Consider the following 25,694-nt stretch of genomic DNA (forward strand, 5'->3'; position numbering starts at 1 on the left):
TTGTTACTAAACAGGATATTTTAGTACCTAAAAACAAATGTTATAAAACAAGGAATAAAAAATGAAATCATCAAATGTTATGACCGCTTTGGTTGATATTTTTATCAGTCCAAGTAAAGCCTTTAATGGTTTAAAAGAAGCAAAAGGCTGGTCTTTTGTTGCCTTTATTTTACTTGCCGGCATTCTCGCAGCCAGCATGTTTGCTTTTTACAATAAAGCTGACCCGCAATATTTAATCGATCAACAAGTCGCTGTAGCCAGTGTTGATGCCACTATTGCAGAACAAAAAATGATTCGCCAAAGCATGGAGCAAACCATAGATATGCAAGTTTGGTTTGCAATGTTTGGTGGCATTATTGGTTTAGCTGTTATCAATGCTCTGATGGCAGGTTACTACCTATTTGTATCGAAGCAAGACCCAGAAGCTAACTACGGCTATGGCGCGTGGTATGGCTTTGGCATTTGGACCATGATGCCAATGATTATTTCAAGCCTTGGTTTACTTATCTTAGTGTTAACTGCAAGCACTGACCAAATATCACAATCATTATTTAATTATGCTTCAATTAACCAACTTTTAATTGGTTTAGAAATTGGCCACCCACTGTACACCTTACTTGAAAGTCTCAATATCTTTTCTATTTGGGGCATTTTCATCGCAGCTATCGGTTTAAAGTGCTGGACTAATTTCACTTTCAATAAAGCGCTACTGTTTGCAGCTCTACCAAGTATTGTTATTTACGGTATTTGGACTGTAATCGCTCTCGTTTAACTCTGCTTTGAGCGGCAATATGCCGCTCTTAACTACCAAGGAAGTAACATGAAAAAAGCCATTATTATTGGCCTCGCTGTTACGGCATTTGTCGCTTTACTAGTATCAAAGCAAGTCACAGGCAATAAAGATGCACCAGAAATGCATATTGCAGAAGTTGAGCAAGGTAATATTGCCGATTCAATTTTAGCCTCTGGTAACCTAGTCTTTAATACCCAAGTGCAACTGCGCTCAGAAGTGACCGGCCGTGTTGCGAAAGTGTTTGTAGAAGAAGGCGAAAGTGTCACTGAGGGCGATATTCTTATGCGCCTAGATACCACAGCGTTTGAATCTGAAGTTGCCCGCAACAAAGCTGTGCTTCGCGCAACCGAAATCGACATTAAGCATAGCGAAACCCGCTTGAAAAATATCGAGCGTCAATTAAGCCGCCAAAAAGAGCTTTATGAAGTTGGCCTTGCTGGCCAAGAAGTGTATGAAAACCTACAAAATGCCCGCGATTTAGCAAAAATAGATATTGAAGCAAAACGCGAAGCTTACAACCAAGCCCAAGCATCTTTATTGATTGCTGAAGACCGTTTGAATAAAAGCGTGTTTCGTGCTCCGATGAGTGGCCTACTTGCTTCGGTAAATATTAAAGAAGGTGAAACCGTTATTGCAGGAACAACCAACATAATTGGCTCTGATCTGATGCTAGTAGCAGACCCCAGCGCAATTTTAGCCGAACTTCGGGTCGATGAAACCGATATCGCCGGTATCAAACTAGACCAACATGCAGACATCTATGCCGCCGCTTACCCTAATCAACCTTTTACTGGCAAAGTCATAAACATTGGCACATCAGCAAAAAATCAAGCAGGTTCACAAGGCTTATCATTTAAAGTTAAAGTACTGCTTGATGCCACTGACCGCCAGCTATATGCCGGAATGAGTTGCCGCGCAGAAATCGCTACCAGCATTGCCGAAAATGGCTTAAAACTCCCCATCGAAGCCATTCAAAAAGAGGATGATAGCTACTTTGTTTGGAAGCTTAACGCAGATAACACCGTAACTAAAACAGCGGTAACGGTAGGTATTTCGTCAGATATCGAACAAGCACTAACCAGTGGAGTTGCAAAGGGTGACCGTATTGTTATCGGCCCCGCTAGACCACTTAGCTCACTAAAAGAGGGTGATACGGTAGCCGTTAAAAACAGCCCTGAAAAAGGTGCTAGCTAATGTCTGCGGTGATCAAACTCTGTAATATCAATAAACAATACAAAATGGGCGAACAAGTTTTCAAAGCCCTTGATGATATTAATATTGAAATTGCTCAAAATGAGTATGTTGCCATCATTGGTCCTTCGGGCTCTGGTAAATCAACCCTGATGAACTTGCTTGGCTGTTTAGATACTCCCACCAGTGGTGACTACTATTTAAAAGATAAGCTAGTAAAGCGCATGACCGAAACGGAGCTTGCTCATCAACGTAATGAAAGTGTTGGCTTTATTTTTCAAAGTTTCAATTTATTACCACGAGCATCCGCCCTTGAAAATGTCATGCAGCCCTTAGTGTATCGATTTATTGCTGCCAAAGAGCGAAAGCAACAAGCGCTCGAATCATTACAACGGGTTGGCCTTGGCGATAAGGTAAACCACCTTTCGAGCCAGCTATCTGGTGGCCAACGTCAACGTGTCGCTATTGCTCGCGCATTGGTTACTAAGCCCCACATTCTACTTGGTGATGAGCCTACCGGTAACCTAGATAGTAAAACCACCACTGAGATCATGGCGCTGTTTGATGAGCTTCATAACGAAGGGCACACCATTATTTTGGTTACTCACGAACAAGATATTGCTGATCACTGCCAACGGGTTATTCGTTTGGTTGATGGCAAGGTTGTTAGTGATACCCGTAAAGGCGAAGGAGAAAAACAACATGTTTAAATCTGCTATCGCTGTTATGGAAGGCACTAAAGCGGCATTGATGGCAATAAAAGCCAATGCAATGCGCAGCGCCCTTACCTGCTTAGGCATAATTATTGGTGTTGCAGCGGTTGTGACCGTAGTGGCAGTAATGCAAGGGTTTACCAAGCAAATTAATGATCAGCTTGCTGATATGTCTCCCGATGTGACAAATATAAAGCCTTACACTAGCGTAGAAAAAGAAATGGTAGGCCAACAAGCAAAGCTAACCTACAGCGACTTTTTAACCCTAAAAGCACGCGTTAAAGAAGCCGAGACCTTTACTGCGCTGATGTTTACTTGGCGCTTTTCTGGTGCAGCAGAGTATGGCAATAAAAGTCATGCTTCACGGGTAATGGGCACCGAGCAAGACTACCAAAAAGCTTACCGCACCTACCCAGAACTCGGCCGATTTATTCGCGCAGAAGATGATGAAAAACGCCGTCGAGTGGCGTTTATTGGCCCTTCAATTATCGAAAAGCTCAACCTGCCTGAAAACCCTGTAGGTGAATATATCAAACTCGGTGGTGAGTGGTTTCGCATTATTGGCGTTGCTGAAAAACAAGGTAGCTTATTAGGTTTTGACCAAGACGATTACATTAATATACCGATAAGTACCATGAGTGCGCTAGAAGGCGGCAGTGTTGATACCAATGTGCAAATGATGTTTCGTTTAAAAGACGATGCTAACGAAGCGCAAGTACTGGCTAAAATTCGCCGCATCTTACGTCAATTACATAAACTAAAAGACGGCGAAGATGACGACTTTGAGTTTGAAACCGCCGAAAAAGCTCGTGCTAATATTGATAAGTTTACCGGAAGTGCAACCGCAATTACCGCGGGGATCGTAGGTATTAGCCTCGTAGTTGGTGGTATTGGTGTGATGAATATCATGCTGGTTTCGGTAACAGAACGTACGCGTGTGATCGGCACCTTGAAAGCATTAGGGGCAACACCTGGCTTTATTATGCTGCAATTTTTAGTTGAAGCAGTGGTGCTATCACTTTTTGGTGGTTTAATTGGTTTAGCGATAGGGTATGGTGCTGCGGCACTAATTTCAGTGTTAGTGCCGAGCATGCCAGATGCCTACATACCGGGTTGGGCGATTATGCTGTCATTTGGCTTTACTTCATTGATTGGTATTGTGTTTGGCTTAGCGCCCGCTATTAAAGCGGCACGCTTAAACCCAATTGATGCACTACGTTATGAATAACTAGTCTGGCTTATAAGGTACTTGAGCACAGCTTATTTCGACTGTTTTCGGGTACCAAATTGGCCCAACTTGGTTTACTGCAACTTCAGCTAAACCATTGGTGAACGACTTATAAGTGTGAACGGTTTGCCACTCAGAGTCTGGGCACTCTTCAGATAAGTCGACAGGCTTTGAACCTTCGTAAAGCGCAGCGGCAAAGTTATGATGCCATTGCTCTGTCGCAGGTGCTTTATTAGCTTGAGCAGCACTGCCATTATCAAAGTAGATATTTGTGCAACCACTTAAGGTTGCCACTAACACAGCTGTTACTAGTAGGCTTTTCATAGTTGTTGCTCCTGTGCTTGTTGCTCACACCAGACTTTTACTGTGTGAGGAGCATAAATTCCGAGTGTAACGAGTCCTAATGCACCATCAGCGAATGTTTGTTGCGATTGCATTTGGGCAACTTTTTTATCTTGGCAAATAGCCTTAACATCAACACGCTCTTCACCAACGAAGCCCCACAAAAAGAATGGGCGACTATCTTGGTAATCAGCTTTAGTGGCTAATTTATTAGTTGTTTTTTCTGGCACTATGGTGACTGATGAACACGCTGTCACCGATAAGGCAAGCAGCATACAGGCCATTTGTTTCATGAGTAGTTCCTTTGTCTGAGTTGTTAAGCTCAGTAAGTATAAGAACATGAGTACTTGTTTTGGGTAAGAAAGCGTATAGAAATTGTAGAAAATACTACAGTTTCTAACATTTAGTCTTTGAACTAAACTGGGGCTAACTAAGACTAATTCTTAAGAAAAGTAAATAAAGGTCATTATGGCGTCATATCTGCGTATATTTTTATTACTTGTGTGCTTGGGTGCACTGTCTTGGTATAGCTTTTCAAGCGGTCCTAGCTCAGATGAGCAGCAAGGTATAACCAAAACCGCTGTGGACCTTGCTAATTGCCAACAGCAGTTAGCACAAAGTCGCATGCAAACTTACGCTGAACATTATATCCTGCCTTATCAGTTCAAATTATTGAGTTGGAATATTTACAAAGCACAAATAGATGGCTTACTCACAGATTTGCAAAAGCTAAATGACAATGCAGATATAGTGTTACTGCAAGAAGCTATCGAAGAGCCTGCGCTTACAAAGCTCAAACCTTACTGGCGCTTTGCTAAAGGCTATAAGAGCGGCGGCGTGCAATCAGGGGTTATGACGCTCAGCCGTTGGCCTGCCGCGGTGCATTGCACCCTCACCCATGTTGAGCCTTGGCTACGTAGCCCAAAAGCCACTAATATCGTTGAATATGCGCTGCCAGATCAACAGTTATTGCTGAGCATTAACCTGCATGGCATCAACTTTACTTTTGGCGTTAGTGACTTTAAACAACAGCTCGACGATGCAGCTAGTATCATGCGCATGCACAAGGGACCTATCGTGTTTGCAGGAGATCTCAATACCTGGAGTGATGAACGCCAAGCTTTATTACAGCAAACATTAACCCAACTAGGTTTACACGAAGCTATCTATTTAGATGATAAACGTACCAAAGCATTTGGATTAGCGCTTGACCAAGTATGGGTTCGCGGTGTCAAAATAGAAACAACCGTTGTTCCTGAGCTTGCAAGCTCTGATCATAACCCAATTATTGCAACCCTGACGATAGAGCATCAAACGCTATGAGATTATGTATAAAAGAATATTGGTTAATCGCGTTAATGTTATTGAGCATTAGCCAATTCAGTTATGCAGCGACCCCAGAACAAGAGATAAACCACCTTATTGATTTTGTTGCTAAGAGTGATGCCATATTTATTCGCAACGGCACAGAGCACTCAAGTGAAGATGCTGCCGAACACCTTGCAATGAAATATCGAAAAGCAACCCGCTATGCAAAAACTGCCGAAAAGTTTATCGAAAATCTGGCGAGCAAAAGCTCATGGAGCGGTAAGCCTTATAAAGTAAGACTCAGCAATGGGTCTTTACTCAATGCAAAAGATTGGTTAAGCAATGAATTAAAAGAGTACCGCCGAAACCAACATATTCATAATTAAAATCATCAACACACAAGAAGCGAAAAGCCATGCAAGAACACAAAAATCAGCCACTCAATGACTTTATTGAGTACCCTCATGACGAGATGCTTAAACGCGCCGAAGAGTTTTTAGCCGTGAGTCAGCGTCGCCACAGTATTCGCAGTTTTAGCGACCGCCCAGTGCCAAAAGAAATAATCGAAACCTGTATTAAAGCGGCAGGCACTGCACCAAGTGGTGCCAATCATCAACCTTGGCACTTTGTAGCAATACACAGTAGCAATGTGAAAAAACAAATTAGAGAAGCAGCCGAAAAACTAGAGCGTTCATTTTATGAAGGTCGCGCAGGTGAAGAATGGTTAGATGCCTTAAAACCACTTGGCACCGATGCCAGTAAGCCCTACCTTGAGCATGCACCTTGGCTCATTGCCGTGTTTAGTCAAAAGAAAGGCGGTATTTCTGCCGATGACAAAAATACCAATTACTATGTTCATGAATCTGTTGGCCTAGCAACCGGCTTTTTAATTCAAGCACTACACAGAGCTGGCCTTGCTACCCTCACGCATACACCAAAGCCAATGAGCTTTTTAACCGAAATTTGTGGCCGCGATAAAGATAATGAGCGCCCTTACATGCTGCTTATTGCAGGCTACCCAAGCACAGATGCAACCATCCCTGAGCATGCCTTAGTGAAAAAGTCGCTGGACGAAATAGCGACCTTTATTTAGTTTTAAAATCAACAGCCAGCACATCCCCCGGGTTTAAACCTGAAACGATGTGCTGCTGTCCATCGACCATTTCGCCAAGGCGTACGTAGCGGCGCACTATCTGATTATTTTCAAGTAAATAGACCATGCTCAATTGGCCATATTGATGCACCAAGCTTGAGTCAATCAACACCCCTTTTTCAGTGGCGAGCGGTAATTGTAATTGTGCATAAAGCCCAGGCATTAACCCAGTTTGCGCATCTGTTTCTAAACGGATTTCCATACTACGCGCAGCACTATCAGCAACCGGCACGATTTCTGTCACCGTGGCAGGCATTGATATTGATAAAGCAGGTAATTTGACCGTTAGAGTTTGGCCAACATTCAGCTTAATTGCTTGTTGTTCTCTGACATTAAATGCTAATTGCAATTGTTGTGGGTTATACAGTGCGAGTAATGGCGTGCCAGGAGTTGCGGTATCGCCGGGCTCTGCAAAACGCTCAACCACAACACCTGAAATCGGCGCTTTAATTTGCGTAAAACTCAGTGCAACTTGCGCTTGTGTTTGCTGCTGTTTAGCAATCGCTAGGTTCGCAGTTAAATTATCGAACCTTGCTTTTGCATCGTCGTATTCGCTAACAGATACCAAACCTTGCTTGTATAAATCGTTAATACGCTTTAGTTGTTTCTCTGCTTGAGTTAGCGATGCATTAATAGCATTTATTTGTGCTTCGCTTTGAGCAAGTCCTGCTTTAAAGTCATCTTGCTGCAAGGTAATTAGCACGTCACCTTGTTTTACAGTATCGCCAGCGCGTACATTTAAACGCTCAACTTGTGCCATAACCCGTGATGAGATTTGCGTATTTTGTTTGGCAATCACAGTGCCCGGTACAACTTCATCACGCGCAATATCTGCCAGTGTCACTGTCACTAACTGACCAGTGTAATCATTTGCTGATGGGTTTTTCATGCCTGCAGCTTGCTTATCAGAAAAACTGCCCGCCATGTAAAGTACCGCCACAATAATCACTGATAACGCGACAATTGAACCAATAAGTTTTGATTTACCCTGCATGAGCTTGTTCCTCTTTGGCTGCATCCTTTGCAAACACTAAATAATAAACCAGCGGCACAACAAATAATGAGAACAATGTTGATGCCACAATACCAAAAATAATTGCGATCGCTAGACCGCTAAATACCGGGTCTAGGGTGATAACCAAGTTACCTAATAAGGTGGTTCCCGCTGTCAGTAACACAGGGCGCATACGCACCGTACCTGCGGCAATCAAAGCTTGCTTAATTGCCATACCTTGACCGCGAGCTTGATTAATAAACTCAACTAAAATAAGTGAGTTACGAACCACAATACCGGCAAGTGCAATCATGCCTATCATGGCTGTTGCTGTGAATAACACCGGCTCAGGAGCACCAGCAATGCTGCGCTCTCCAAATTGATTTAATAGCCAAAAGCCCGGCATGATCCCTATTACGGTTAATGGAATAGCCGACATGATGATAAGTGATAAACTCGCTGAGTTTGTTTGAATGCGTAAGATGATGAAAATGGCAGTGAGCGCAAACGCAAAGGCAATCCCCATATCTCTAAATACATCAATGGTAATTCGCCATTCACCTTCACCACTAAAGGTCACGTCAGTGCCAGCAGGTAATTGCCAAGCTTGGCTACCACCATTATTGAAAAAGTGCCTACTTTGCCAATCAGTTTGGCTAAATTCGTCAGCACTAATGGCTAAGTCGGCATTGACGTCAGCAATAATTTCAGCAGGAGTACGACCATTTAGCTCAGCCATAACATATACAACATTACGCTGATCTTTACGCATAATTGGCTTGGCAACATCTTGATGCTGAAATTCACCTAATTCAGATAACGCCACCAGCGGACGCGGCGCACTTTGCAACCCAAATTCATCACTGGTTTTTGCAAGCTCCCTATCACCACGGACTTGTAATGCCAGCAATTGAGCAAATTGATTACGATCTTGATAAGGCAGTTGCAGTTTAATATCAACAGGATCTGTTTCGCCGCTAACATATAACACTCCAACATTTTGCCCATGCGAGGCAATGGCTAAGGTCTGGGCAATATCTTGCGTAGAGACCGCCGACAATGACGCTTTACTTTTATCGGTAACAAAACGCTGTAAGGGTGCATTGGCAGCAATACTGGTATCAACCTCAACCACATGCGGCTCTTGTTTTAACCTTGCTGCAACAGCAAGAGCTGCTTGATAGTGAGTCTCTGTATCAACAAATGGCTCACTGTAAACTTCAGCCACTAAGGTACTTAAAACAGGCGGACCCGGTGGCACTTCAACTACTTTAATTACAATGCCATCGGTTGCCAGTGGCGCTAATGCGGCACGCAAGCGCATGACCACGCCATGAGATTGATGATCACGCTCAGTTTTATCGAGCAGTAATACTCTGAGTTCAGCAAGGTTCGCTGCTTCACGTCGATAATAACCACGCACCATACCATTAAAGTCCATGCTTGATGGCTGACCAACGTAGGCTGCCGCCTCGCTTACTTCATTTAATTGCCAAGTGATGGTTTGTACTTTTCGAGTAAAAGCGGCGGTTTGTTCAAGGTTCGTGCCTTCTGGCATATCGATTAAAACTTGTAACTCGTTTTTATTATCAAACGGTAATAGCTTTAAAGGTACTGCACGCATTACGGGTAACATGGCACTTGCGACAAACAAAGCTAATGTGGTCCATAGAACGAGTTTGGCACGGCCTTTAGACTCAAGTAATGGTGATAATATGCGCTCGTATAAGCTATGCGGATTGGCTTCTAGTTGCATGCTGTCATCAACTGGCGCTTTCAGTAATTTCATGGCCAACCATGGTGTGACAAAAAATGCCACTATGGTTGAAACCATCACACTGACCGGTACATTGAATGCCATCGGAGCCATGTACGGCCCCATCATGCCGGTGATAAAAGCAAGTGGAATAAACGCCACCATAATGGTCAATGTTGACATAAACAGCGCCACACGAATTTCGCTCATGGCATCAACTATGCTTTGTTTTTTATCGCCTTTTTTCGTTAAAAAGCGACTTATGTTGTCTATCCCAGTAATGGGATCATCAACCAATAAACCTAAAGAAAGTATTAGTGCAAACAGTGTGACTCGGTTAATTGTATAGCCAAAGGCAAAATCAAGTGTCAGGGTAATGCCGTAGCAAATAGGTACTGCTAAACCAACCACAATTGCTGGTCGCCAACCTAAAAATACGCCAACAAAAATAACCACGGTAAATACCGCAAACACTAAGCTCGAGGTAAGGTTATTTACTTTTTCGTTCGCGGTTTGGCCATAGTCACGCAGTACGGTGTAGCCCACTTCATCTGGTAGTAGATTAGCCGATAAACTATCCATCATGCTGTGCACTTCATTGGCTACAGCTACCGCATTGGTGCCTGCTTGTTTAGCGACACTAATAGTGACTAAAGGAAGTTGTTGCTGATTATCTGATTTAGCCAACCATTGATAACTTTGTGCTTCGCTTGGCCCATCACTCACCTGGGCAACATCACTTAGGTAAACACTCTTACCATTAACCACATTGACAACAAGCCGTTCAATGGCAGATTGAGAGCGTAAAACATCACCCACTTGTAAGGCAATTTGCTGCTTACCCTCAACAACGCTGCCCACATTCACCAATTGATTAGATACGCTAAGCGCATAATACACATCGGTTAATGTTGTTTGGTGTGCAGCAAGAGCACTTGCATCAAGGTTAATCGTTAATTGACGAGTTCTACCTGCAATCACTTTCACTTCGCTGGTATTTTCGATGCGCTGTAAACTGTTAGCAATTTCGTTGGCAAAGCGGGTTAGTTGATAATCATCGTAAAGTTTTGGATCTTTACTGAATAAGCCCAGCATTACAATGGGTACATCGTTCACTTCAACCGGACGTATTTGCCATGAACTTATCACTGACGCCATCGTGTGTTGATAACTATAGAGTTTAGCGTAAGTGTCGAGAATGGCTTGCTCACGGTCGTGACCAACTTCAAAGCGAAGAGTAACAACAGCAGCATTACTTTGTGTACTCGAGTAAATATGCTCAACGCCCGTCAATTGCGCTAATAACTTCTCTAATGGTTCAGTTACCAGCCTAGCTACTTCTGGCGCTTCGACGTTTGGTGCTGCCACATAAATATCAAGCATTGGAACCACAATTTGCGGTTCTTCTTCACGGGGTGTTTGCTTTAATGCCATTAGACCAAGCAGCACCGACATAATAAAAATAATGACAGGGAGGCGGCCGCTCAAGCTGTTTTTTACTGCATTATCGATAGCATTCATTGCTTAATTACCTTTGCAAAATAAGCCATGTAGGGTCGCTAAGATTGATACCACGTTTTCATCCACCACGCGGTAATAAATAGTTTGGCTTTCGCGTCGAGTCGCAACTATCTGAGCTTTTCTCAGCGCCGCTAAGTGTTGCGATAATGCTGACTGCGCCAATGGCACTGCTTCATTTAATTCGCTCACGCTCATTTCACCATCTTGCAGCGAACATAAGATCATCAAACGATTTTTATTCGCCAATATCTTTAGCATTTGCTCTGCTTGTTCCACATTGTCGGCCATAGCCGCAAAATCGATGTTCATAATCACACTACTCTATATTCTTAAAATACCGCTAAAGTATAGATTGATATATTAGAAAAGTCTAATATTAGAATTTACTAATGTAGTATTATCTAATATATTAAATACATCACTCTGTTATCGAGGTCTTATTATGAAACTAAATGACGCGCTTCGCCTAATTGCTGGTGTAATGATCTGTATTTCATTGTTGCTACAACAGTTTCACAGTCCGCTGTGGATTTGGTTTACGGTATTTATTGCTCTAAACTTAATTCAATCGGCATTCACGAAATGGTGCCCAATGATCACCATTTTACGCAAACTTGGCATGGAGGATTAGTATGCTGACACCAATTCCTGACTTAATGAAAATTGTTGCCCCAAACCAGCGCCGCATTAGTGCTGACCAAGCAAAACAAGAATTAAGCGAAAACCACGGTTTATTAATAGACGTACGTGAGCCTGCTGAACACGCCACAAAAGCAGCAACAGGTGCAATTAATATCCCACGCGGTGTACTTGAAATGAAATTAATGGAAATTGAAAAAGATCCTGCAAGACCCATTTACTTACACTGTGCAAGTAGTGCTCGTGCCACACTGAGTGCCGAAGCTCTGACTCGTGTTGGCTACGAAAATGTCACTGTAATCACCTGTAATGCAGAACAAATTTGTCAGGTGTTTTAACTTCATAGAACAGTAACACTGGTCGGATAAGCTCGTACTTTTCTACTTATAGGTACAGAGCAATGACTTTTACACGCAGACGCTTTTTAAAAGCATCGGCGGCTGGTTTTGGAGCCGCCGTTTTATCTTTCGGTTTAACGGGCTGTAGTCTTAATGACGATGATGACGAAACCACAAAGCAAATCCCTGTCAGCTTTGATCACGGTGTTGCCAGTGGCGACCCTCTCGCTAACAGTCTCATTATTTGGACTCGCATAACACCACTTGAAAACGTCACGAGTGTTAACGTTGTTTGGCAGGCCTCAACAGATGCTAACTTCACAACCATTAGCCATGATGGCGAAACACAGGTAAGCGATGCAACCGACTTCACCTTAAAAGTTGATCTGCAAGGTCTCGATGCTAACACTACCTATTACTACCGCTTCATAAGTAATGGTAAAACCTCACCTACTGGAGCAGGTAAAACGCTTCCAACCGACAACATAGAACAAGTAAAATTTGCCGTTGTCTCTTGCGCTAACTATCCTGCTGGCTACTTTCATGTGTATGGTGAAATCGCAAAACAAACCGATTTAGATGCAGTACTGCACCTAGGTGACTACATCTACGAATATGGTAATACAGGTTATGCCACTGAAAATGCCGCCGAACTTGGCCGTTTATTACCTGATGACAATAGCGACGAAATCACTTCTTTAGCGGATTATCGCAAACGTTACGCCCATTATCGTAAAGACGAAAACCTGCAAGCTGCCCATAGTCATTGTGCATTTATTACTGTTTGGGACGACCATGAAATAACTAATGATACATGGCGCAGTGGCGCTGAAAATCACAACGACGGCGAAGGTGAATTTAGCGAGCGCAAAATGCATGCGCTACAAGCCTACTTTGAATGGATGCCTATCCGTAATGTAGCCGATAAAGAACGTATTTATCGACGCTTCGAGTTTGGTAATTTAGTGTCGTTACACATGCTCGATACCCGTGTTTTAGCTCGCGACGAGCAAGTTAATTATGCAGATTTCGATTTAACCAGCAGCCAAGGACAAACTGACTTTGTTGCAGCAATTAGCTCACCGACTCGTGCCCTATTAGGTAACGAGCAACTTACATGGCTAACTGATGGTTTAACAACAGCAACAACACAATGGCAAGTACTTGGGCAACAAGTGCTGATGACCAAAATGCATTTGCCATTTGAGATTTTGCAGTTACTTATGAATATTCAAGTGACTCAAGCAAGCGGTGCTGACCCATCTGCATTACTTGCTCAAGCAAACACGTTATTTAGTGAGCTTGCGCAAATTAAAGGCCGTATATTAGCTGGCGATCCAACGGTTACTAGTGAGCAGCGAGCACGCGTAGAAACAACAGCGCCTTATAATCTTGATGCATGGGATGGCTATGCTTATGAACGTGAGGTAATACTTGGGACTGCAATTGCAGCGCAAAAGAACTTGGTGGTTTTAGCGGGTGATACGCATAACAGCTGGGCAGGACAATTAGTCACTGATGACAGTAACCCTGTTTCTGCTAAAGCTGCAGCTGGTGTTGAGTTTGCCACATCTTCGGTTTCTTCTCCGGGTCTTGAGAACTACTTAGCGTTAAATACGCAACCGAGCGAAGCTGTCGCACAAATTGAGCAAGTTATTGCATTACTGGTTAACGACTTAGCTTACAACAATTTAGTGGAACGCGGTTACTTAACGGTCACCTTTACTCAACAGCAAGCGCTTGCCCAGTGGCATTATGTAAGTAGCGTTAAAACAGCCGATTACACACTGCTTAGCGAGCGTCAAAAAGCGATCAGCGTACAAGCTGGTAACCCTACTTTACAACTGGCTTAACGCTTTTCATCTAATAGCGTAACTAACATTTGCTCAATGTTTTTTACGCTATAAGTAAGTGAACGCAGCAGTTCTAACTGACTATCTTCAGGTTTATGTTCAGCTTTAGCACTGCTGCTTTGCGTCATCTCATCTTTTTGTTTCAAGATTGCTTCGCGAAAGGCCTCTGCATCAACCACTCCGAGTAATGATACCAATGCACCTTGCCCTGATTGACCTGCCGTTTCAAAACTCAGTCGATAAAGACCAAATTGACGCATCAAAGGACCTTGGCTAAGTGCCACATCGGTTATTTTTTCAAGTGGGATCGATTTTTCTTCTTTAAAGAATACACCGCGTTTTACCACTAACTTACGCGTTAGCAACGTGGCTGACATCGCCGCTAAAATACGCCCTGCCACCAGCCAGATTATTAACGCAACTATGGGAATGAAAGGGATACCTACCATACTAATCACACAGGTAAAAATACCCAGTAATAACCAATACTGTTTTACTTTTGGATCAAAGCTGGCACTCAATAAACTGGTTTCTGTCATCATAGGCTCCTTGATAAGTAGTTATGACAATATACAAACTTTTCATTAAATACAAAAAAAGCCGAGCAAAAGCCCGGCTTAAGGGTACTGCAGGGAAAGCTACTCCACTGCTTCAACCGTCACTGTTAGTTTACTCAGATCAGGTCCTTGCACTGTAAAACGATAATCGCCAGCAGCTGCAATACTCAGGGCGATATTGGCGCCAACCGCTTCTAGTAAAGCAGCTTCGCCAAGCACAGCAACAGGGGCATCACCACTGCCACCGTAATCTACGGTACTCCAATCTTCAGAAGCGACTTTGAACTCATAGTCACCTGCTTCTAATGTCATGGTGGTACTGTACATCGCATCACCAGCATAAATCAGTGGGTTATCTGTGCCCCAGCCATTAACGCTACCGCGTAAGTAAACCTGAGTTGCGCCAAACATTTCTGCATTGAATACGCTCATGAGTGGCTCTTCAAGGTTGCTGGCATCAAACACAAACTGATATTGACCATCGCTTGCAATATCCATTGTCATGTTTGCAGCTTTTACTGCGAGCAGTTTTTCTGTACCCACAGTGACTGCCGCGCTGCTTTCACCTGAGCCATAATCCACCGTACTCCAGTCTTCAGAGGCTACTTTGAATTCATAGCTACCCGCGGTTAGCTGTTTAGTGAAGGTATAAATACCTTTACCTTGATACATCAGCTCGTCACTGGTACCCCAATCATTTAAGCTACCGCGTACATAAATTGCAGTGCCAACAAATGGCTCTTCGTTATAAACCTTAAGTACTGGGTTATCGGTGTCTGTGGCATCGAATGAGAACACATAAACAGCATCCATTGCCGCCGTAAAGATCATATTGGCACCACTACGTGTTAGCGGCTCATCTTCACCTTCGATCACCTCAGCAACATCAGCAGAAAGCGCTCCAAAATCAACGGTAGACCAATCTTCTGAAGCGACTTTAAACTCATAACTACCCGCTGTTAGAGGAATGGCAATTTTGTACTCGCCATTACCCACATATTCAAAGCTATTTGCCGTACCCCAGTCGTTTAACGAGCCACGAACATAAACTGTTGTGCTACCAAATGGTACGATATCAGGTGCCCCCACAGTCGCATCGGCACTTAGGCCTTCGCCTTGTGCATCAGCTTGTGGTTTCACAAACACAGCAACAGTATATGGCGGAACATTAAAGGTACCTTCGCCCTCACCAGCTATAAAGCTTGCCGCTGACATACTAGAGTCAACACTCGCTTTTAAAACAGGATGAAGCTCAAAACCCGCAGCCGTTGATACCGTATGCGATAAGCTTTGCTCTGTGCCGTTCATCACCACAACAATGGCATCGTATTGGCTATCTAGATCAGTCAAACCAACGCCATCATCGATACTCATCACGACTAAGCCTTGCTGTTGACGCTTACCAATATTGTGGAAGCCAACGCGGTCTAAGATGTCTTGCTCTGTGGTTAAACTAAATAGTGGGCTGGCACTACGAATTGCTAAGAACTCAGTAAATACATTACTTGCGTATTCAATGTCGCTAGCCATCGCTTGCGCATTCGTATTTGCCGAAATAGGTGCAATTTCGCCCCACTTCGCTTGGTTATCTTGCGCAGGCGGTAAACCTACATTCCAGTTGTTGGTTTCTTTACTGAAATCAACAAAGTTGAACCAATCACCAGAATCATAGCTGTTACGATCCATTGATTTAGAACGCAGCATATCAGCACCCATTTGCATAAATGGAATACCTTGGCTCATCAGCGGCATAGCTAAAGCCATATTGTGAACACGCACACGCTCTTCAATACTTAAGTTAGTGCCATGTTTATATTGCAGCTGATCCCACAATGTTTCGTTATCATGCTTAGAGACATAGTTAATGCTGTCAGCTGGATCGAGTGCATAGGCCGCAGGCTGACCACTCCAACTAAAGCTACTGCCTTTTGCTGAATTACCTTTAAAGTCTTTCAGAATGTAGTTTTGTAAGTTACCTGCCAGTGATAAACGCAACGTATCTTGCTCAGATAAATTGCCATCTGTGGCATTATTGCTAAAGAATGCACCACCACGAATTGCTTCACGGATACGGTCATTAAAGGTGCCTACTTCAGTGCCTGCCATATCCATTTGTTTAGCTTGCACAAATAAACGGTTATCAGCGACTTCACCAAAGTTCCACCCTTCACCATAGAAGTAGGTATCAGGGTCAACCGCTTGCACTGCACTAAGTGCGGTCATAATTGATGCTTTTGGCATATGCCCCATCACATCAAAGCGGAAGCTATCGTAACCAAAATCACGGGCTAGAATCACCATAGAATCAGCAACAAACTTATCCATCATGACATGTTCTGTTGCTGTATTTTCACAACAGGTTGAGCGCTCGATATCGCCTGATGTTTCGTTATATCTGTGGTAATAACCTGGTACCAGTTTATCGAAGACTGATTTATCCCAAACACCTGATGAGGTCGTGTGGTTGTAAACAACATCAAGCACGACACGTAAACCAATTTCTTGTAAAGACTGGACCATCGCACGCGTTTCTTTAACTCGTGCAATACCTTCAGGCGATGAAGCGTAAGAGCCTTCAGGCGCAATAAAATGATGCGGATCATAACCCCAGTTAAAGCTATCAACACCACGCATTGCATTAGCAAGTGCTTGAGCATCATCAGAGCCAGGTAGGTAAGACGCCATTAAATCAACTATCAATGCACTCTTATCTTCGGTTTTACATGCATCGGCATCATCATTAATGCGGCTACATAAATCACCTAAGGTTGCAGTAATATCAACACGCTGACTAGCATCTTCATCAATGGTGCCAATATCAGTCAGTGGCAGTAAATGGAAATGTGTTAAGCCATTATCTGCTAACTTTTTAAGATGTTGCATTGGTGCGCTATCAAGCTCAGTAAACGCTAAATACTTACCACGGTTTGCTTCACTGACTGTTTCATCACGCACACTAAAATCACGCACATGGCCTTCATAAATTACCGCTTGCTCCGGGTAATCAATTGTTGGCACCATACGCTCATCCCAGCCAGTCGGTTTAGTATCTTCATCATCAAGGTTAATCAATTGGCTATATAAACCATTGGTTGAAACATTGAGTGAATAAGGATCTGTGCTCCATAAGCTTTCAATTTGCTTAGTCGTCGGATGATAAACATCAAACATAAAGCGGTAGTAATGACGATCGTGACTGATATCGACATTGCTAGACCAAATACCCGTTGCGCTATCAAAGTTCATAGCAAGTTGTTCAAGCTCTGTTTTATCAGCATCATACAGCGCTAATTTCATATTGCTTGCAGTCGGCGCCCATACCGACACATCAATGCCATTATTGGCGTAATGCACACCAAGTTGTGCTTCATTAGCGTCACTTTCGCCACTGGTATATAAGTCATCGAGGGCTTTAGCGGTTTGCACATAGGTTGCTTCAATTAGCTTGCCATCAGCATCGTAGCCTGCCACAACTAACTGCTGTTTAATAAGCTCTTTTGCAGCGGCTGCATCCCAGCTACCTTGGTACGCATTCCATCCAGCAAGGTGTGGCACTTTAGCGATTTGTTCATCGCTCAAAGATGTCGATGTAAGCTCAACTACTTGACCATTTAACTCACCAGTATCTTCATCAACTTTTAAATCAGCACTGCTTGATGAGTGTAATTTAATGATACTTGTCAGCTCATTACTTGGCTGATAAATCACAGTAGATAAATCTATCCAATGCGCTGATGCACCAGAAATACTCACCGGACGTTCACCTAAGCTAACAATTGGATATTCAAATACTGATGGTTCACCATGAATGGTAAAGTTCATGCGTTGGAACTTTTCATCGTCCTGCATCAATGGCATTTTTAAATCAACATCACCAAACGCTTTGCCAGACCCTTCTGTACCAATATGCACGATGAAGTTAGCACACTCGTTGTAACCCTCTTTTAGTTTTACAATCCAGTACGCGCCATAATTAGGGTCAATACCATCGTATTCATGACCATTTGCCCAATCAGTGGCATCAAACGGTGCTGCGTAAGAATCACAGTCATCGTTATTCCATGAGTGTAATCGATAGCCTTCGTAGGCATCATCACTGGTGCGGTTATAGAATAAGATGGCTTCGTCATCAGCAGGGAAAACCACAGGATCAGGCAAAGTGGGATCAGCGCCTACTACGCAGCTCTCATTATTCTCATCGGGTACCGTTGGTGCCGGACAACTAATCGGCGGAGGATCAACACACTCAGTCCCCGCTTCATTGGGAACTTGTGGGACACTACAGGTCAATAATACTTGTCCTGAATCTATATCGTTACTTGCGCCACCACCACATGCAGCTAGCAATACCATGCTACATGCAATCAGTAAGCGGCTAAAATTAGCTATTATTTTCATATTTTTATCTCCAACTCACTGATCAATGGTTATAGGTAAAACCTAGATAAAACTGACGACCAAAGAATTGCGTGGTGCCTGTTTTACTGGTTGTTCCAAAGTAGCTTTGTGTTGGTTCATCGGTTAAGTTATTCACTTGTAATAACATGCCGAATGAATCTGTGAACTGATACGATGTTTGGAAATCGACAACCGTTTCCGCATCAAAATTCACCACTTGCTCATTGACAGCAACTTGCTCTGATACGAAATCATCGCGATAACGCACATTCAAACGTGTTTCAAAGTTTTCATAGCTGTAAAAAAGTGTGCCGTTAAAAACATTGTTTGAAAGGCCAGGTAAGTCTTGCGATACAGAATCACCACCTAAATCGGTGATAGACTGCACTTCGCTCTCTGTATATGAGTAACTAGCGTTAATACCTAAACCTTCAAACGGTGAGGGTAAAAAAGAGAAAACTTGCGTATAGGCAAGCTCAATACCACGAATATAACCACCCTTAGCATTGTTAACCGCAGTGGTGTACACACCATTAGTGGTTTCGATTTGCTCACCGCTGACTGGGTCGACTATGTATTCTGGTACGTTAAAACCATTACCTTTAAAGTCAAAGTTCTCTATGGCCACCGTATCTATGAATGAGTCGATATTCTTATAAAACGCAGCAACAACCAGTGCACCATCGGTGTCTTCAAAGTATTGCTCGTACGAGATATCGTATTGATCAGCATAGAAAGGTTTTAAGAATGGGTTATTGGTACTTGAACCGTTAATTTCGCCGTCATTGTTAACCGATGCACTGGCATCGCCCGCTAAACGGTTAATCGGAGCACGCGCCATCACTTTTGCCGCAGCAAAACGAATTTGTGTCGCGTCACTCACTTTAAAGTTCAGGTTTAATGAAGGCAGGTAGTCTGTGTATTTAATGCCTAACACGCTTGGTGCATATAGGTCGTTAACAATGCCATTGTCATCAACAATATACTGCGCACCGAGTTGCGGATCGCCACCGACGTTTTCGAGTACCGTCGCTGACTGATCGGTATCTACTCGGCGAATACCAATGTTACCTGTGACTGGTAGAGTGCCAATTTCGGTATCAATGTTAAGCATCAGGTAGGCTGATACCACTTCTTCATACACTGAACCACTTTGTAACATGGTCCATGAATAGTTAGTGGTATAACCTTGTGCATCTGGCTCACCATCACCATCTAAATCAACAACACCATCGGCATTACCCCAGGTTTGTACTGGCTGCGGAATACCACTTGGGAACCACGCGTTGAGCGCTTTATCTAAATCTATCGCTAGGTATGATGGGAAATAGCTAAACTCACCTTGCCAATCAACTACGGTGGTCATGTCATCAGTAAGGCGAAGCGGTGGTTGAGTCGAAGAGAATGCACCATCGTTACCGTATTCGAATACTGAGCGATTATTGCTGTATTCACGGTCAGAGTAACGAGCACCAAATTCAATTGAGCTAAACCAGTTGTTCTCTAACTCATACTTAAAATCGAGTCGGAACGCTTTGACTTCATCTTCATTTTCATACGGGTAAATACCGTATTTACTGACCATAACGCGGTCAATATCGCTAAATGCGTCGGCTTGGTTAAAACCTACATCAGGCAAGTTCAAGCCGTTTAATTGATAGTTAAGCGATACATTGGTATCAAACACAGGGTTCTCAACGGTGGCATCTTCCGCAACCAATGCCCACAGTAAACCATTACGGAAATTACTCTTCGCACGAGATAACGACACATCAGCATTAACGTTTAAACGCTCAGTAATTTGCCAATCGGCATTAATGCCGTAGCTGTCTACTTCATCAAAGTCTTGGTTATCATCATTAACGATTTCAACACGGGTAAAGCTGTTTGATGTGCGGTTAATCGCGCCACCAATCACCGCATTACCGTCAAGTACTGGGTTAGCATAAACCGCAGACGGACCACCAAACTTAACCCGAAAACCACGGGCAAATGATTCGCTATCAAAACGCGATAAAAACGCATCACCTTTTAGTTTAAAGTTATCAGCTGGTGCCCATTCAATTGAGGTTAAATAACCATTACGGGTTTCTTCACCACCTAAGTGCTGAAGCTCAAAACCCTCGCTAATGTATTCATTAGCAGGGTTATCTACTGGACCATCAGTATCATTGGCCAGTCCATCAACATCTTTATTGCCGTTATAAGCAAAACCGATAAACTGCGTCGCCACACTTGGCTGGAATAGTCGCGCGTAACCCAATGCCACACCTAACGTATCGTCAAGAAATTTGCCTTGATAAGAAAAGCTAATACGGTCGCCGTATTCGGTGGCATCAAATACCTCTGAAGCACGGTCGTTATACATACCACGTACATTCGCAGTAAATTTGTGTTGCTGGTCGTTATCCAATGGGCTGGCTGTTTGTAGCTCTACCGTCCCCGCTACGCCCCCTTCAATGAGTGAGGCTTTTGGCGACTTATACACCGCCGCCGAGCTGATTAACTCAGACGGATATTGGTCAAACTCAATACTACGGCTACCACTGGTAGATACTTGCTCACGACCGTTTAATGTCGAAAAAACAAATCCACCTGATAAACCGCGAATGTTGATTTCGGCAGCTTGGCCACCAGTGCGTACCGCTGAGATCCCCGGCAGACGTGTTAATGCATCAGCCATAGACACATCAGGCAATGCGCCTAAATCATCGGCTGATAGCTGCTCAGAGACAGTGTCACTAAAACGTTTTTGATTTAATGATTGAATTAAGCTGCGACTAAAGCCGCGCACTTCGATTACTTCTAGCTCAGGATCGATTTCCTTCGCTGATGTGCGTTCTTCTTCCGTCGCCGCCATTGCACTATTTGCTGCCACTAAAGCCAGCATAAGTGCACTTAGCTTGAATTTCCCCATTGGATTCCCACCCTGTTGTCGTTGGAAGTGTTGTATTTGTGGTTATTGTTGTTGTCAAAAAACAACCAATAAAGTGTAACCAAAAGGTAAATATTGTGTGATGAATACGTATGCAATAGGAGCTTGCTGGGGAAAGCAGCGATCACAACCCTTTTTTATTCGTGATGTAATCGCAATATAGAGGGTTTTATAGGGTAATAACGACGCGAACAGCTAAGGCAATAAAGATTATCCCTAGCAATTTTTCAAACCACGGATTCGCTTTGGTAAAACCAAAACGCTTTTTTGATATTTCAGTTAACAGTGCAACAAGTAGATACCAGCCTGTATCAAGCACAAATACCGTTAAACACATGATTAAGCCAACCTGCAAAGTCAGGCTCTCTGGATCAATAAATTGCGAAAACAGTGCCAAAAAGAACACTGCTAGTTTTGGATTTAAAAAGGCAATGGCAAAGCCATCTTGCAACGCGCTGCGAGGACTTGGCTTAGCCTGCTCAACATTCAGTGTTTGCGGGCTAGGTTTAGCTAACAAAATACGAATACCTAAATATGCTAGGTATGCTGCACCGCCATATACCAGCACTTGATAAAGCGTTGGTAGCTGCGTCATCAGCGCGCCTAGGCCAAGTAACGAGGCACACGCATAAAAACCAACCCCAATACCATGGCTTAACGCCGCTAACATGCCGTTTTTCATGCCGCCATGTAGGCTATGTTTTAATACTACAGCTAAACTCGGCCCTGGCGACATCGCACCCATCACGCAAATTAAAACTAAACTCAACCACTCAGTTAGTGTCATTATTCGTTATTCTCAATTAGTAATAAAACGGATGTTATCTGACCATAAAACCCAGTGGCAGTGGTAATTGTTTTCACTTGCCAACCAGCTTGGCCTAACTCGAACACCCGTTGATTTAATGCCTCAATATCGATGCCGCCGAAAAAGCGCTTCTTTTTAAACTCAACTACTTTTTGCATGTTAGTCCATCAGTTGGTATTCAAAGTCATAATGATGAATACCCGATTCAATTCGAATTGCCATTTTACCAGAAAGACCTTCAAGCTCTCCTGCGCCGGAGTCTGGCACCACTTCTAAAATCAATCGGTCAGTCCCCTTATCCATGGTGCCAAAATGTTGCAGTACAAAACTACCTTGCTTACCTTCTAAACTACCGACAACTTGTTCAATCGCCACATAACCTGCGCTACCTTGAGTCGCAGTCATGGCACTGAGCATTTCACCTTGGCTTGTTGCCTCTAATGGTCCTGAGAACTGTTTATCAATCGACATGCGTCCTAAATTAACGCCATCCTTACCTGTTGCATAGCCGCCAATAGGGTTTAATTTTACAGTGAATTGCCCGCTGATAGTTGTAGATTCCATACTAATCCCTTAATAACTGTTGATTTTTAGAGCATTGATAACCATATCTATACCCTATTCACCAACAAGAATCTAGCATGTCTAACAATAAAGAAAAGGCCGCATTTAGCAGCTTATTACCGATTTTAGCTTTTATAAAACCCTACAAATGGGTAGTGTTTGCAGCGCTTTGCGCCTTGTTGCTTACCGCCGGAGTCAATTTATCTCTTGGACAAGGTGTTCAATTTGTTATTGATCATGGTTTTATTGCAGGCTCACAAGCTCAGCTACAGCAAGCAGTGATGGTATTGATTGGTTTAATTAGCTTATTAGCGGTAGGTACTTTTTGTCGCTTTTATTTAATGTCATGGATTGGCGAGCGAGTCAGTAACGATATTCGTAAAGCCGTGTTTGACCGCATCGTTACATTACACCCAAGCTACTTTGAAGAAAACCGCAGCGGCGAGCTGATGTCGCGTCTGACCACTGATACCACCTTGTTGCAATCTATTATAGGTTCCTCTTTTTCGATGGCATTACGCAGTAGCTTAATGCTCATCGGTGGCTTGGCTATGCTACTTATCACTAACTTAAAGCTAACCCTTGTGGTTGTTGCTTGTGTGCCTGTGGTATTACTGCCGATGATGATTTTTGGCCGAAAGGTACGAAAACTCGCAAGCTCAAGCCAAGATGCCATTGCCGATATCAGCACCTACGCAGGCGAGATCATTCAAAATATAAAAGTCGTGCAAAGTTATAGTCATGAAGAGCGTGAAAAAGCAGCATTTAACGAAGAAACCAACAAGGCGTTTCAAGTAGCAAAAAGCCGCATCAAACAGCGCTCGTTTTTGATTGCCGCGGTGATATTTCTGACCTTTAGTGCCATTAGTGTGATGCTTTGGGTTGGCGGCAGTGACGTATTAGCTGGCACCATGACAGGTGGTGAGCTCGGTGCTTTCGTGTTTTATGCGATTATGGTGGCGATGTCTGTAGCAACGGTTGCCGAAGTGTACGGTGAGCTACAAAGAGCCGCAGGTGCAGCAGCGCGATTATTAGAGCTACTTGCCGTTGAAAGCATGATCAAAAGCCCAGATAAAAATCATGATGCACAACTTGAGACAAACAAGCTTAATCACCCTGCTATCGAGTTTAATGATGTGTCTTTTCATTACCCTTCAAGGCCAGATAAAGCCGCTTTAAATGCGCTTAACTTACAAGTTAAACAAGGGCAAACTGTTGCAATCGTTGGCCCATCGGGCGCTGGTAAAACAACATTGTTTGAATTACTGCAACGTTTTTACGACCCAAGCTCAGGAAGTATTTCGCTGGCGGGCATAGACATAAAAGCACTCTCTCTTGATTGCTTACGCCAGCAAATGGGGATGGTGGCACAAAACCCAATTTTATTTAGCTCAGACGTAATGCACAACATACGTTATGGCAACCCAAACGCCACTGAGGAGCAAGTATATGCGGCGGCTAAATATGCTCATGCCGATGAGTTTATTAATCAACTTCCTGATGGCTATCACAGCTTTTTGGGGGAGCAAGGGGTCAGGCTCTCTGGTGGGCAAAAACAACGTATAGTACTGGCGCGAGCAATTTTAAAAGACCCTGCCATTTTATTGCTTGATGAAGCAACTAGTGCACTCGACGCACAAAGTGAATTTCATGTACAAGCTGCCCTTGAGCATCTAATGAAAGACAGAACAACCCTGATTATTGCCCATCGTTTGGCAACAGTTAAACATGCTGATGTGATTGTCGTAATGGATAAAGGAGAAATTATTGCAACGGGTACGCATCAACAGTTGTTTGAGACTAACCCACTGTATAAACAATTGTGCGAATTACAGTTTAATCGAGATTAATTAAGCGAGTCGATATAAGAAGAGAAATGTCAGGTTTGAAAGGGCATATCAAACCTGACCACAAATCTAGATGTAATATCTAACCTTGTGTATTCGGTACGATCTGAATTTCTACGCGGCGATTTAAAGCACGACCATTAGCTGTATCGTTGCTCGCTACAGGGCGCGTTTCACCATAGCCTCGCGTGCTGATGCGTGCAGATATGATCTGATGATTAACTAAGTAATCTTTTACACTTTGCGCACGTTGCTGAGATAACGTCATGTTGTAGCTATCTTTACCCGTGCTGTCGGTATGGCCTTCAACACTTAAGTAGGTTTTTTCATACTTGTTCATCACTTGCGCAATTGCATCAAGAGTACTGTGAAAACCCGACGAGATATAAGATTGATCAGTCGCAAAAGTAATGTTTGATGGCATTACTAAACGAATATTGTCGCCTTCACGAACCACTTCAACACCAGAGCCTGCTAGCTCATCGCGAAATGCTTCTTCTTGTTTATCCATGTAATCGCCAACTGCTGCACCTGCTAATGCACCAATTGCAGCACCAATGAAGATACGTTTATCGTCATGGTCGCCTGTTGCTTTACCTAATACAGCGCCAGTTGCTGCACCGATTGCTGCACCTTTACCTGTGTTAGTTGTTTCACAACCCGTTAATAAAACGGCCAAAACGCCCACTGTTAAAACTGATTTACTAATAGTCATGTGTCTCTCCATGGCAATATTAATTTCGAATTATTATCCAT

Annotated in this window: 23 protein-coding genes; 11 read left to right on the plus strand and 12 right to left on the minus strand. The window is 43.3% G+C overall.

Annotated features, from left to right (window positions below):
• Window positions 1-61: 61 nt before the first annotated feature.
• The 4 genes from QL229_RS15240 to QL229_RS15255 are packed head-to-tail and all read left to right on the plus strand — an operon-like array spanning window position 62 to window position 3,925.
• The gene (locus QL229_RS15240) at window positions 62-772 is read left to right on the plus strand and encodes a YIP1 family protein (protein WP_135922857.1); all 711 of its coding nucleotides are present in this window, start codon (window positions 62-64) and stop codon (window positions 770-772) included.
• Window positions 773-820: 48 nt separating this feature from the next.
• The gene (locus QL229_RS15245; protein ID WP_135922858.1) at window positions 821-1,987 is read left to right on the plus strand and encodes an efflux RND transporter periplasmic adaptor subunit; all 1,167 of its coding nucleotides are present in this window, start codon (window positions 821-823) and stop codon (window positions 1,985-1,987) included.
• Window positions 1,987-2,694, plus strand: coding sequence for an ABC transporter ATP-binding protein (locus QL229_RS15250; RefSeq protein ID WP_138558495.1), 708 nt, complete (start codon window positions 1,987-1,989; stop codon window positions 2,692-2,694). The genes QL229_RS15245 and QL229_RS15250 overlap by 1 nt, the downstream gene beginning before the upstream one ends.
• The gene (locus QL229_RS15255) at window positions 2,687-3,925 is read left to right on the plus strand and encodes an ABC transporter permease (RefSeq protein WP_063530017.1); all 1,239 of its coding nucleotides are present in this window, start codon (window positions 2,687-2,689) and stop codon (window positions 3,923-3,925) included. The genes QL229_RS15250 and QL229_RS15255 overlap by 8 nt, the downstream gene beginning before the upstream one ends.
• On the opposite strand, the gene QL229_RS15260 is transcribed toward QL229_RS15255, so the two are convergent.
• Window positions 3,926-4,249: a hypothetical protein gene (locus QL229_RS15260; RefSeq protein WP_135922860.1), complete on the minus strand. Its 324-nt coding sequence runs from the start codon at window positions 4,247-4,249 to the stop codon at window positions 3,926-3,928.
• A complete protein-coding gene (locus QL229_RS15265; RefSeq protein WP_281547134.1) occupies window positions 4,246-4,560 on the minus strand; it encodes a Bor family protein in 315 nt (104 codons plus the stop codon). Before QL229_RS15265 ends, QL229_RS15260 begins: the two co-directional genes overlap by 4 nt.
• Before the next feature lie 175 nt (window positions 4,561-4,735).
• On the opposite strand from QL229_RS15265, the gene QL229_RS15270 reads away from it, so the two are divergent.
• The 3 genes from QL229_RS15270 to QL229_RS15280 are packed head-to-tail and all read left to right on the plus strand — an operon-like array spanning window position 4,736 to window position 6,668.
• Window positions 4,736-5,590, plus strand: a complete 855-nt coding sequence (locus QL229_RS15270) for an endonuclease/exonuclease/phosphatase family protein (RefSeq protein ID WP_138558494.1) — start codon at window positions 4,736-4,738, stop codon at window positions 5,588-5,590.
• Window positions 5,587-5,961: a DUF5329 domain-containing protein gene (locus tag QL229_RS15275; RefSeq protein ID WP_135922863.1), complete on the plus strand. Its 375-nt coding sequence runs from the start codon at window positions 5,587-5,589 to the stop codon at window positions 5,959-5,961. Before QL229_RS15270 ends, QL229_RS15275 begins: the two co-directional genes overlap by 4 nt.
• Window positions 5,962-5,990: 29 nt before the next feature.
• Entirely contained in the window at window positions 5,991-6,668 is a 678-nt protein-coding gene (locus QL229_RS15280; protein ID WP_281547135.1) for a nitroreductase family protein, read from the plus strand.
• Here QL229_RS15280 and QL229_RS15285 read toward each other — a convergent pair.
• The 3 genes from QL229_RS15285 to QL229_RS15295 are packed head-to-tail and all read right to left on the minus strand — an operon-like array spanning window position 6,661 to window position 11,308.
• Window positions 6,661-7,722 carry an efflux RND transporter periplasmic adaptor subunit gene (locus tag QL229_RS15285; protein ID WP_281547136.1) on the minus strand — a complete coding sequence of 354 codons (1,062 nt, stop codon included), beginning with the start codon at window positions 7,720-7,722 and terminating at the stop codon, window positions 6,661-6,663. The genes QL229_RS15280 and QL229_RS15285 overlap by 8 nt on opposite strands.
• The gene (locus QL229_RS15290) at window positions 7,712-10,999 is read right to left on the minus strand and encodes an efflux RND transporter permease subunit (protein ID WP_281547137.1); all 3,288 of its coding nucleotides are present in this window, start codon (window positions 10,997-10,999) and stop codon (window positions 7,712-7,714) included. Before QL229_RS15290 ends, QL229_RS15285 begins: the two co-directional genes overlap by 11 nt.
• 3 nt (window positions 11,000-11,002) lie before the next feature.
• Entirely contained in the window at window positions 11,003-11,308 is a 306-nt protein-coding gene (locus tag QL229_RS15295; protein ID WP_054562831.1) for a metalloregulator ArsR/SmtB family transcription factor, read from the minus strand.
• Between the two features lie 133 nt (window positions 11,309-11,441).
• Here QL229_RS15295 and QL229_RS15300 point away from each other — a divergent pair, with 133 nt between their 5' ends.
• The 3 genes from QL229_RS15300 to QL229_RS15310 all read left to right on the plus strand — a co-directional run bounded on the left by QL229_RS15300 (window position 11,442) and on the right by QL229_RS15310 (window position 13,829).
• Window positions 11,442-11,630: a DUF2892 domain-containing protein gene (locus tag QL229_RS15300; protein ID WP_054562832.1), complete on the plus strand. Its 189-nt coding sequence runs from the start codon at window positions 11,442-11,444 to the stop codon at window positions 11,628-11,630.
• 1 nt (window position 11,631) lies between these two features.
• Window positions 11,632-11,976, plus strand: a complete 345-nt coding sequence (locus tag QL229_RS15305) for a rhodanese-like domain-containing protein (RefSeq protein ID WP_063702368.1) — start codon at window positions 11,632-11,634, stop codon at window positions 11,974-11,976.
• Window positions 11,977-12,038: 62 nt separating this feature from the next.
• Complete coding sequence (locus tag QL229_RS15310) at window positions 12,039-13,829, plus strand: alkaline phosphatase D family protein (protein WP_281547138.1); 1,791 nt, start codon at window positions 12,039-12,041, stop codon at window positions 13,827-13,829.
• Here QL229_RS15310 and QL229_RS15315 read toward each other — a convergent pair.
• The 6 genes from QL229_RS15315 to QL229_RS15340 form a co-directional block, all read right to left on the minus strand.
• Entirely contained in the window at window positions 13,826-14,368 is a 543-nt protein-coding gene (locus QL229_RS15315) for a PH domain-containing protein (RefSeq protein ID WP_138558501.1), read from the minus strand. The genes QL229_RS15310 and QL229_RS15315 overlap by 4 nt on opposite strands.
• Window positions 14,369-14,467: 99 nt before the next feature.
• Window positions 14,468-18,784: an alpha-1,6-glucosidase domain-containing protein gene (locus tag QL229_RS15320; RefSeq protein ID WP_281547139.1), complete on the minus strand. Its 4,317-nt coding sequence runs from the start codon at window positions 18,782-18,784 to the stop codon at window positions 14,468-14,470.
• Window positions 18,785-18,806: 22 nt separating this feature from the next.
• Complete coding sequence (locus QL229_RS15325) at window positions 18,807-21,701, minus strand: TonB-dependent receptor (protein WP_138558488.1); 2,895 nt, start codon at window positions 21,699-21,701, stop codon at window positions 18,807-18,809.
• A gap of 187 nt (window positions 21,702-21,888) precedes the next feature.
• Window positions 21,889-22,506, minus strand: a complete 618-nt coding sequence (locus QL229_RS15330; protein WP_135922869.1) for a LysE family translocator — start codon at window positions 22,504-22,506, stop codon at window positions 21,889-21,891.
• Window positions 22,506-22,685 carry a DUF4177 domain-containing protein gene (locus QL229_RS15335; protein ID WP_135922870.1) on the minus strand — a complete coding sequence of 60 codons (180 nt, stop codon included), beginning with the start codon at window positions 22,683-22,685 and terminating at the stop codon, window positions 22,506-22,508. Before QL229_RS15335 ends, QL229_RS15330 begins: the two co-directional genes overlap by 1 nt.
• A 1-nt stretch (window position 22,686) precedes the next feature.
• Entirely contained in the window at window positions 22,687-23,091 is a 405-nt protein-coding gene (locus tag QL229_RS15340; RefSeq protein WP_062564809.1) for a DUF3224 domain-containing protein, read from the minus strand.
• 77 nt (window positions 23,092-23,168) lie between these two features.
• On the opposite strand from QL229_RS15340, the gene QL229_RS15345 reads away from it, so the two are divergent.
• Complete coding sequence (locus tag QL229_RS15345; protein ID WP_281547140.1) at window positions 23,169-24,941, plus strand: ABC transporter transmembrane domain-containing protein; 1,773 nt, start codon at window positions 23,169-23,171, stop codon at window positions 24,939-24,941.
• Between the two features lie 79 nt (window positions 24,942-25,020).
• On the opposite strand, the gene QL229_RS15350 is transcribed toward QL229_RS15345, so the two are convergent.
• Window positions 25,021-25,653, minus strand: coding sequence for an OmpA family protein (locus tag QL229_RS15350; RefSeq protein WP_135922873.1), 633 nt, complete (start codon window positions 25,651-25,653; stop codon window positions 25,021-25,023).
• Between the last annotated feature and the right edge of the window lie 41 nt (window positions 25,654-25,694).

It is taken from the genome of Pseudoalteromonas sp. PAR1 (assembly GCF_947311895.1).
In the GTDB taxonomy this organism is placed as follows: domain Bacteria; phylum Pseudomonadota; class Gammaproteobacteria; order Enterobacterales; family Alteromonadaceae; genus Pseudoalteromonas; species Pseudoalteromonas lipolytica_C.

Coding starts and splice junctions, on each gene's coding strand:
- QL229_RS15270 (WP_138558494.1), top strand. CDS start 4,736: ATGGCGTCATATCTGCGTATATTTTTATTACTTGTGTGCTTGGGTGCA.
- QL229_RS15265 (WP_281547134.1), bottom strand. CDS start 4,560: ATGAAACAAATGGCCTGTATGCTGCTTGCCTTATCGGTGACAGCGTGT.
- QL229_RS15280 (WP_281547135.1), top strand. CDS start 5,991: ATGCAAGAACACAAAAATCAGCCACTCAATGACTTTATTGAGTACCCT.
- QL229_RS15250 (WP_138558495.1), top strand. CDS start 1,987: ATGTCTGCGGTGATCAAACTCTGTAATATCAATAAACAATACAAAATG.
- QL229_RS15310 (WP_281547138.1), top strand. CDS start 12,039: ATGACTTTTACACGCAGACGCTTTTTAAAAGCATCGGCGGCTGGTTTT.
- QL229_RS15350 (WP_135922873.1), bottom strand. CDS start 25,653: ATGACTATTAGTAAATCAGTTTTAACAGTGGGCGTTTTGGCCGTTTTA.
- QL229_RS15325 (WP_138558488.1), bottom strand. CDS start 21,701: ATGGGGAAATTCAAGCTAAGTGCACTTATGCTGGCTTTAGTGGCAGCA.
- QL229_RS15285 (WP_281547136.1), bottom strand. CDS start 7,722: ATGCAGGGTAAATCAAAACTTATTGGTTCAATTGTCGCGTTATCAGTG.
- QL229_RS15290 (WP_281547137.1), bottom strand. CDS start 10,999: ATGAATGCTATCGATAATGCAGTAAAAAACAGCTTGAGCGGCCGCCTC.
- QL229_RS15245 (WP_135922858.1), top strand. CDS start 821: ATGAAAAAAGCCATTATTATTGGCCTCGCTGTTACGGCATTTGTCGCT.
- QL229_RS15320 (WP_281547139.1), bottom strand. CDS start 18,784: ATGAAAATAATAGCTAATTTTAGCCGCTTACTGATTGCATGTAGCATG.
- QL229_RS15255 (WP_063530017.1), top strand. CDS start 2,687: ATGTTTAAATCTGCTATCGCTGTTATGGAAGGCACTAAAGCGGCATTG.
- QL229_RS15305 (WP_063702368.1), top strand. CDS start 11,632: ATGCTGACACCAATTCCTGACTTAATGAAAATTGTTGCCCCAAACCAG.
- QL229_RS15275 (WP_135922863.1), top strand. CDS start 5,587: ATGAGATTATGTATAAAAGAATATTGGTTAATCGCGTTAATGTTATTG.
- QL229_RS15315 (WP_138558501.1), bottom strand. CDS start 14,368: ATGACAGAAACCAGTTTATTGAGTGCCAGCTTTGATCCAAAAGTAAAA.
- QL229_RS15345 (WP_281547140.1), top strand. CDS start 23,169: ATGTCTAACAATAAAGAAAAGGCCGCATTTAGCAGCTTATTACCGATT.
- QL229_RS15240 (WP_135922857.1), top strand. CDS start 62: ATGAAATCATCAAATGTTATGACCGCTTTGGTTGATATTTTTATCAGT.
- QL229_RS15295 (WP_054562831.1), bottom strand. CDS start 11,308: ATGAACATCGATTTTGCGGCTATGGCCGACAATGTGGAACAAGCAGAG.
- QL229_RS15330 (WP_135922869.1), bottom strand. CDS start 22,506: ATGACACTAACTGAGTGGTTGAGTTTAGTTTTAATTTGCGTGATGGGT.
- QL229_RS15335 (WP_135922870.1), bottom strand. CDS start 22,685: ATGCAAAAAGTAGTTGAGTTTAAAAAGAAGCGCTTTTTCGGCGGCATC.
- QL229_RS15260 (WP_135922860.1), bottom strand. CDS start 4,249: ATGAAAAGCCTACTAGTAACAGCTGTGTTAGTGGCAACCTTAAGTGGT.
- QL229_RS15340 (WP_062564809.1), bottom strand. CDS start 23,091: ATGGAATCTACAACTATCAGCGGGCAATTCACTGTAAAATTAAACCCT.
- QL229_RS15300 (WP_054562832.1), top strand. CDS start 11,442: ATGAAACTAAATGACGCGCTTCGCCTAATTGCTGGTGTAATGATCTGT.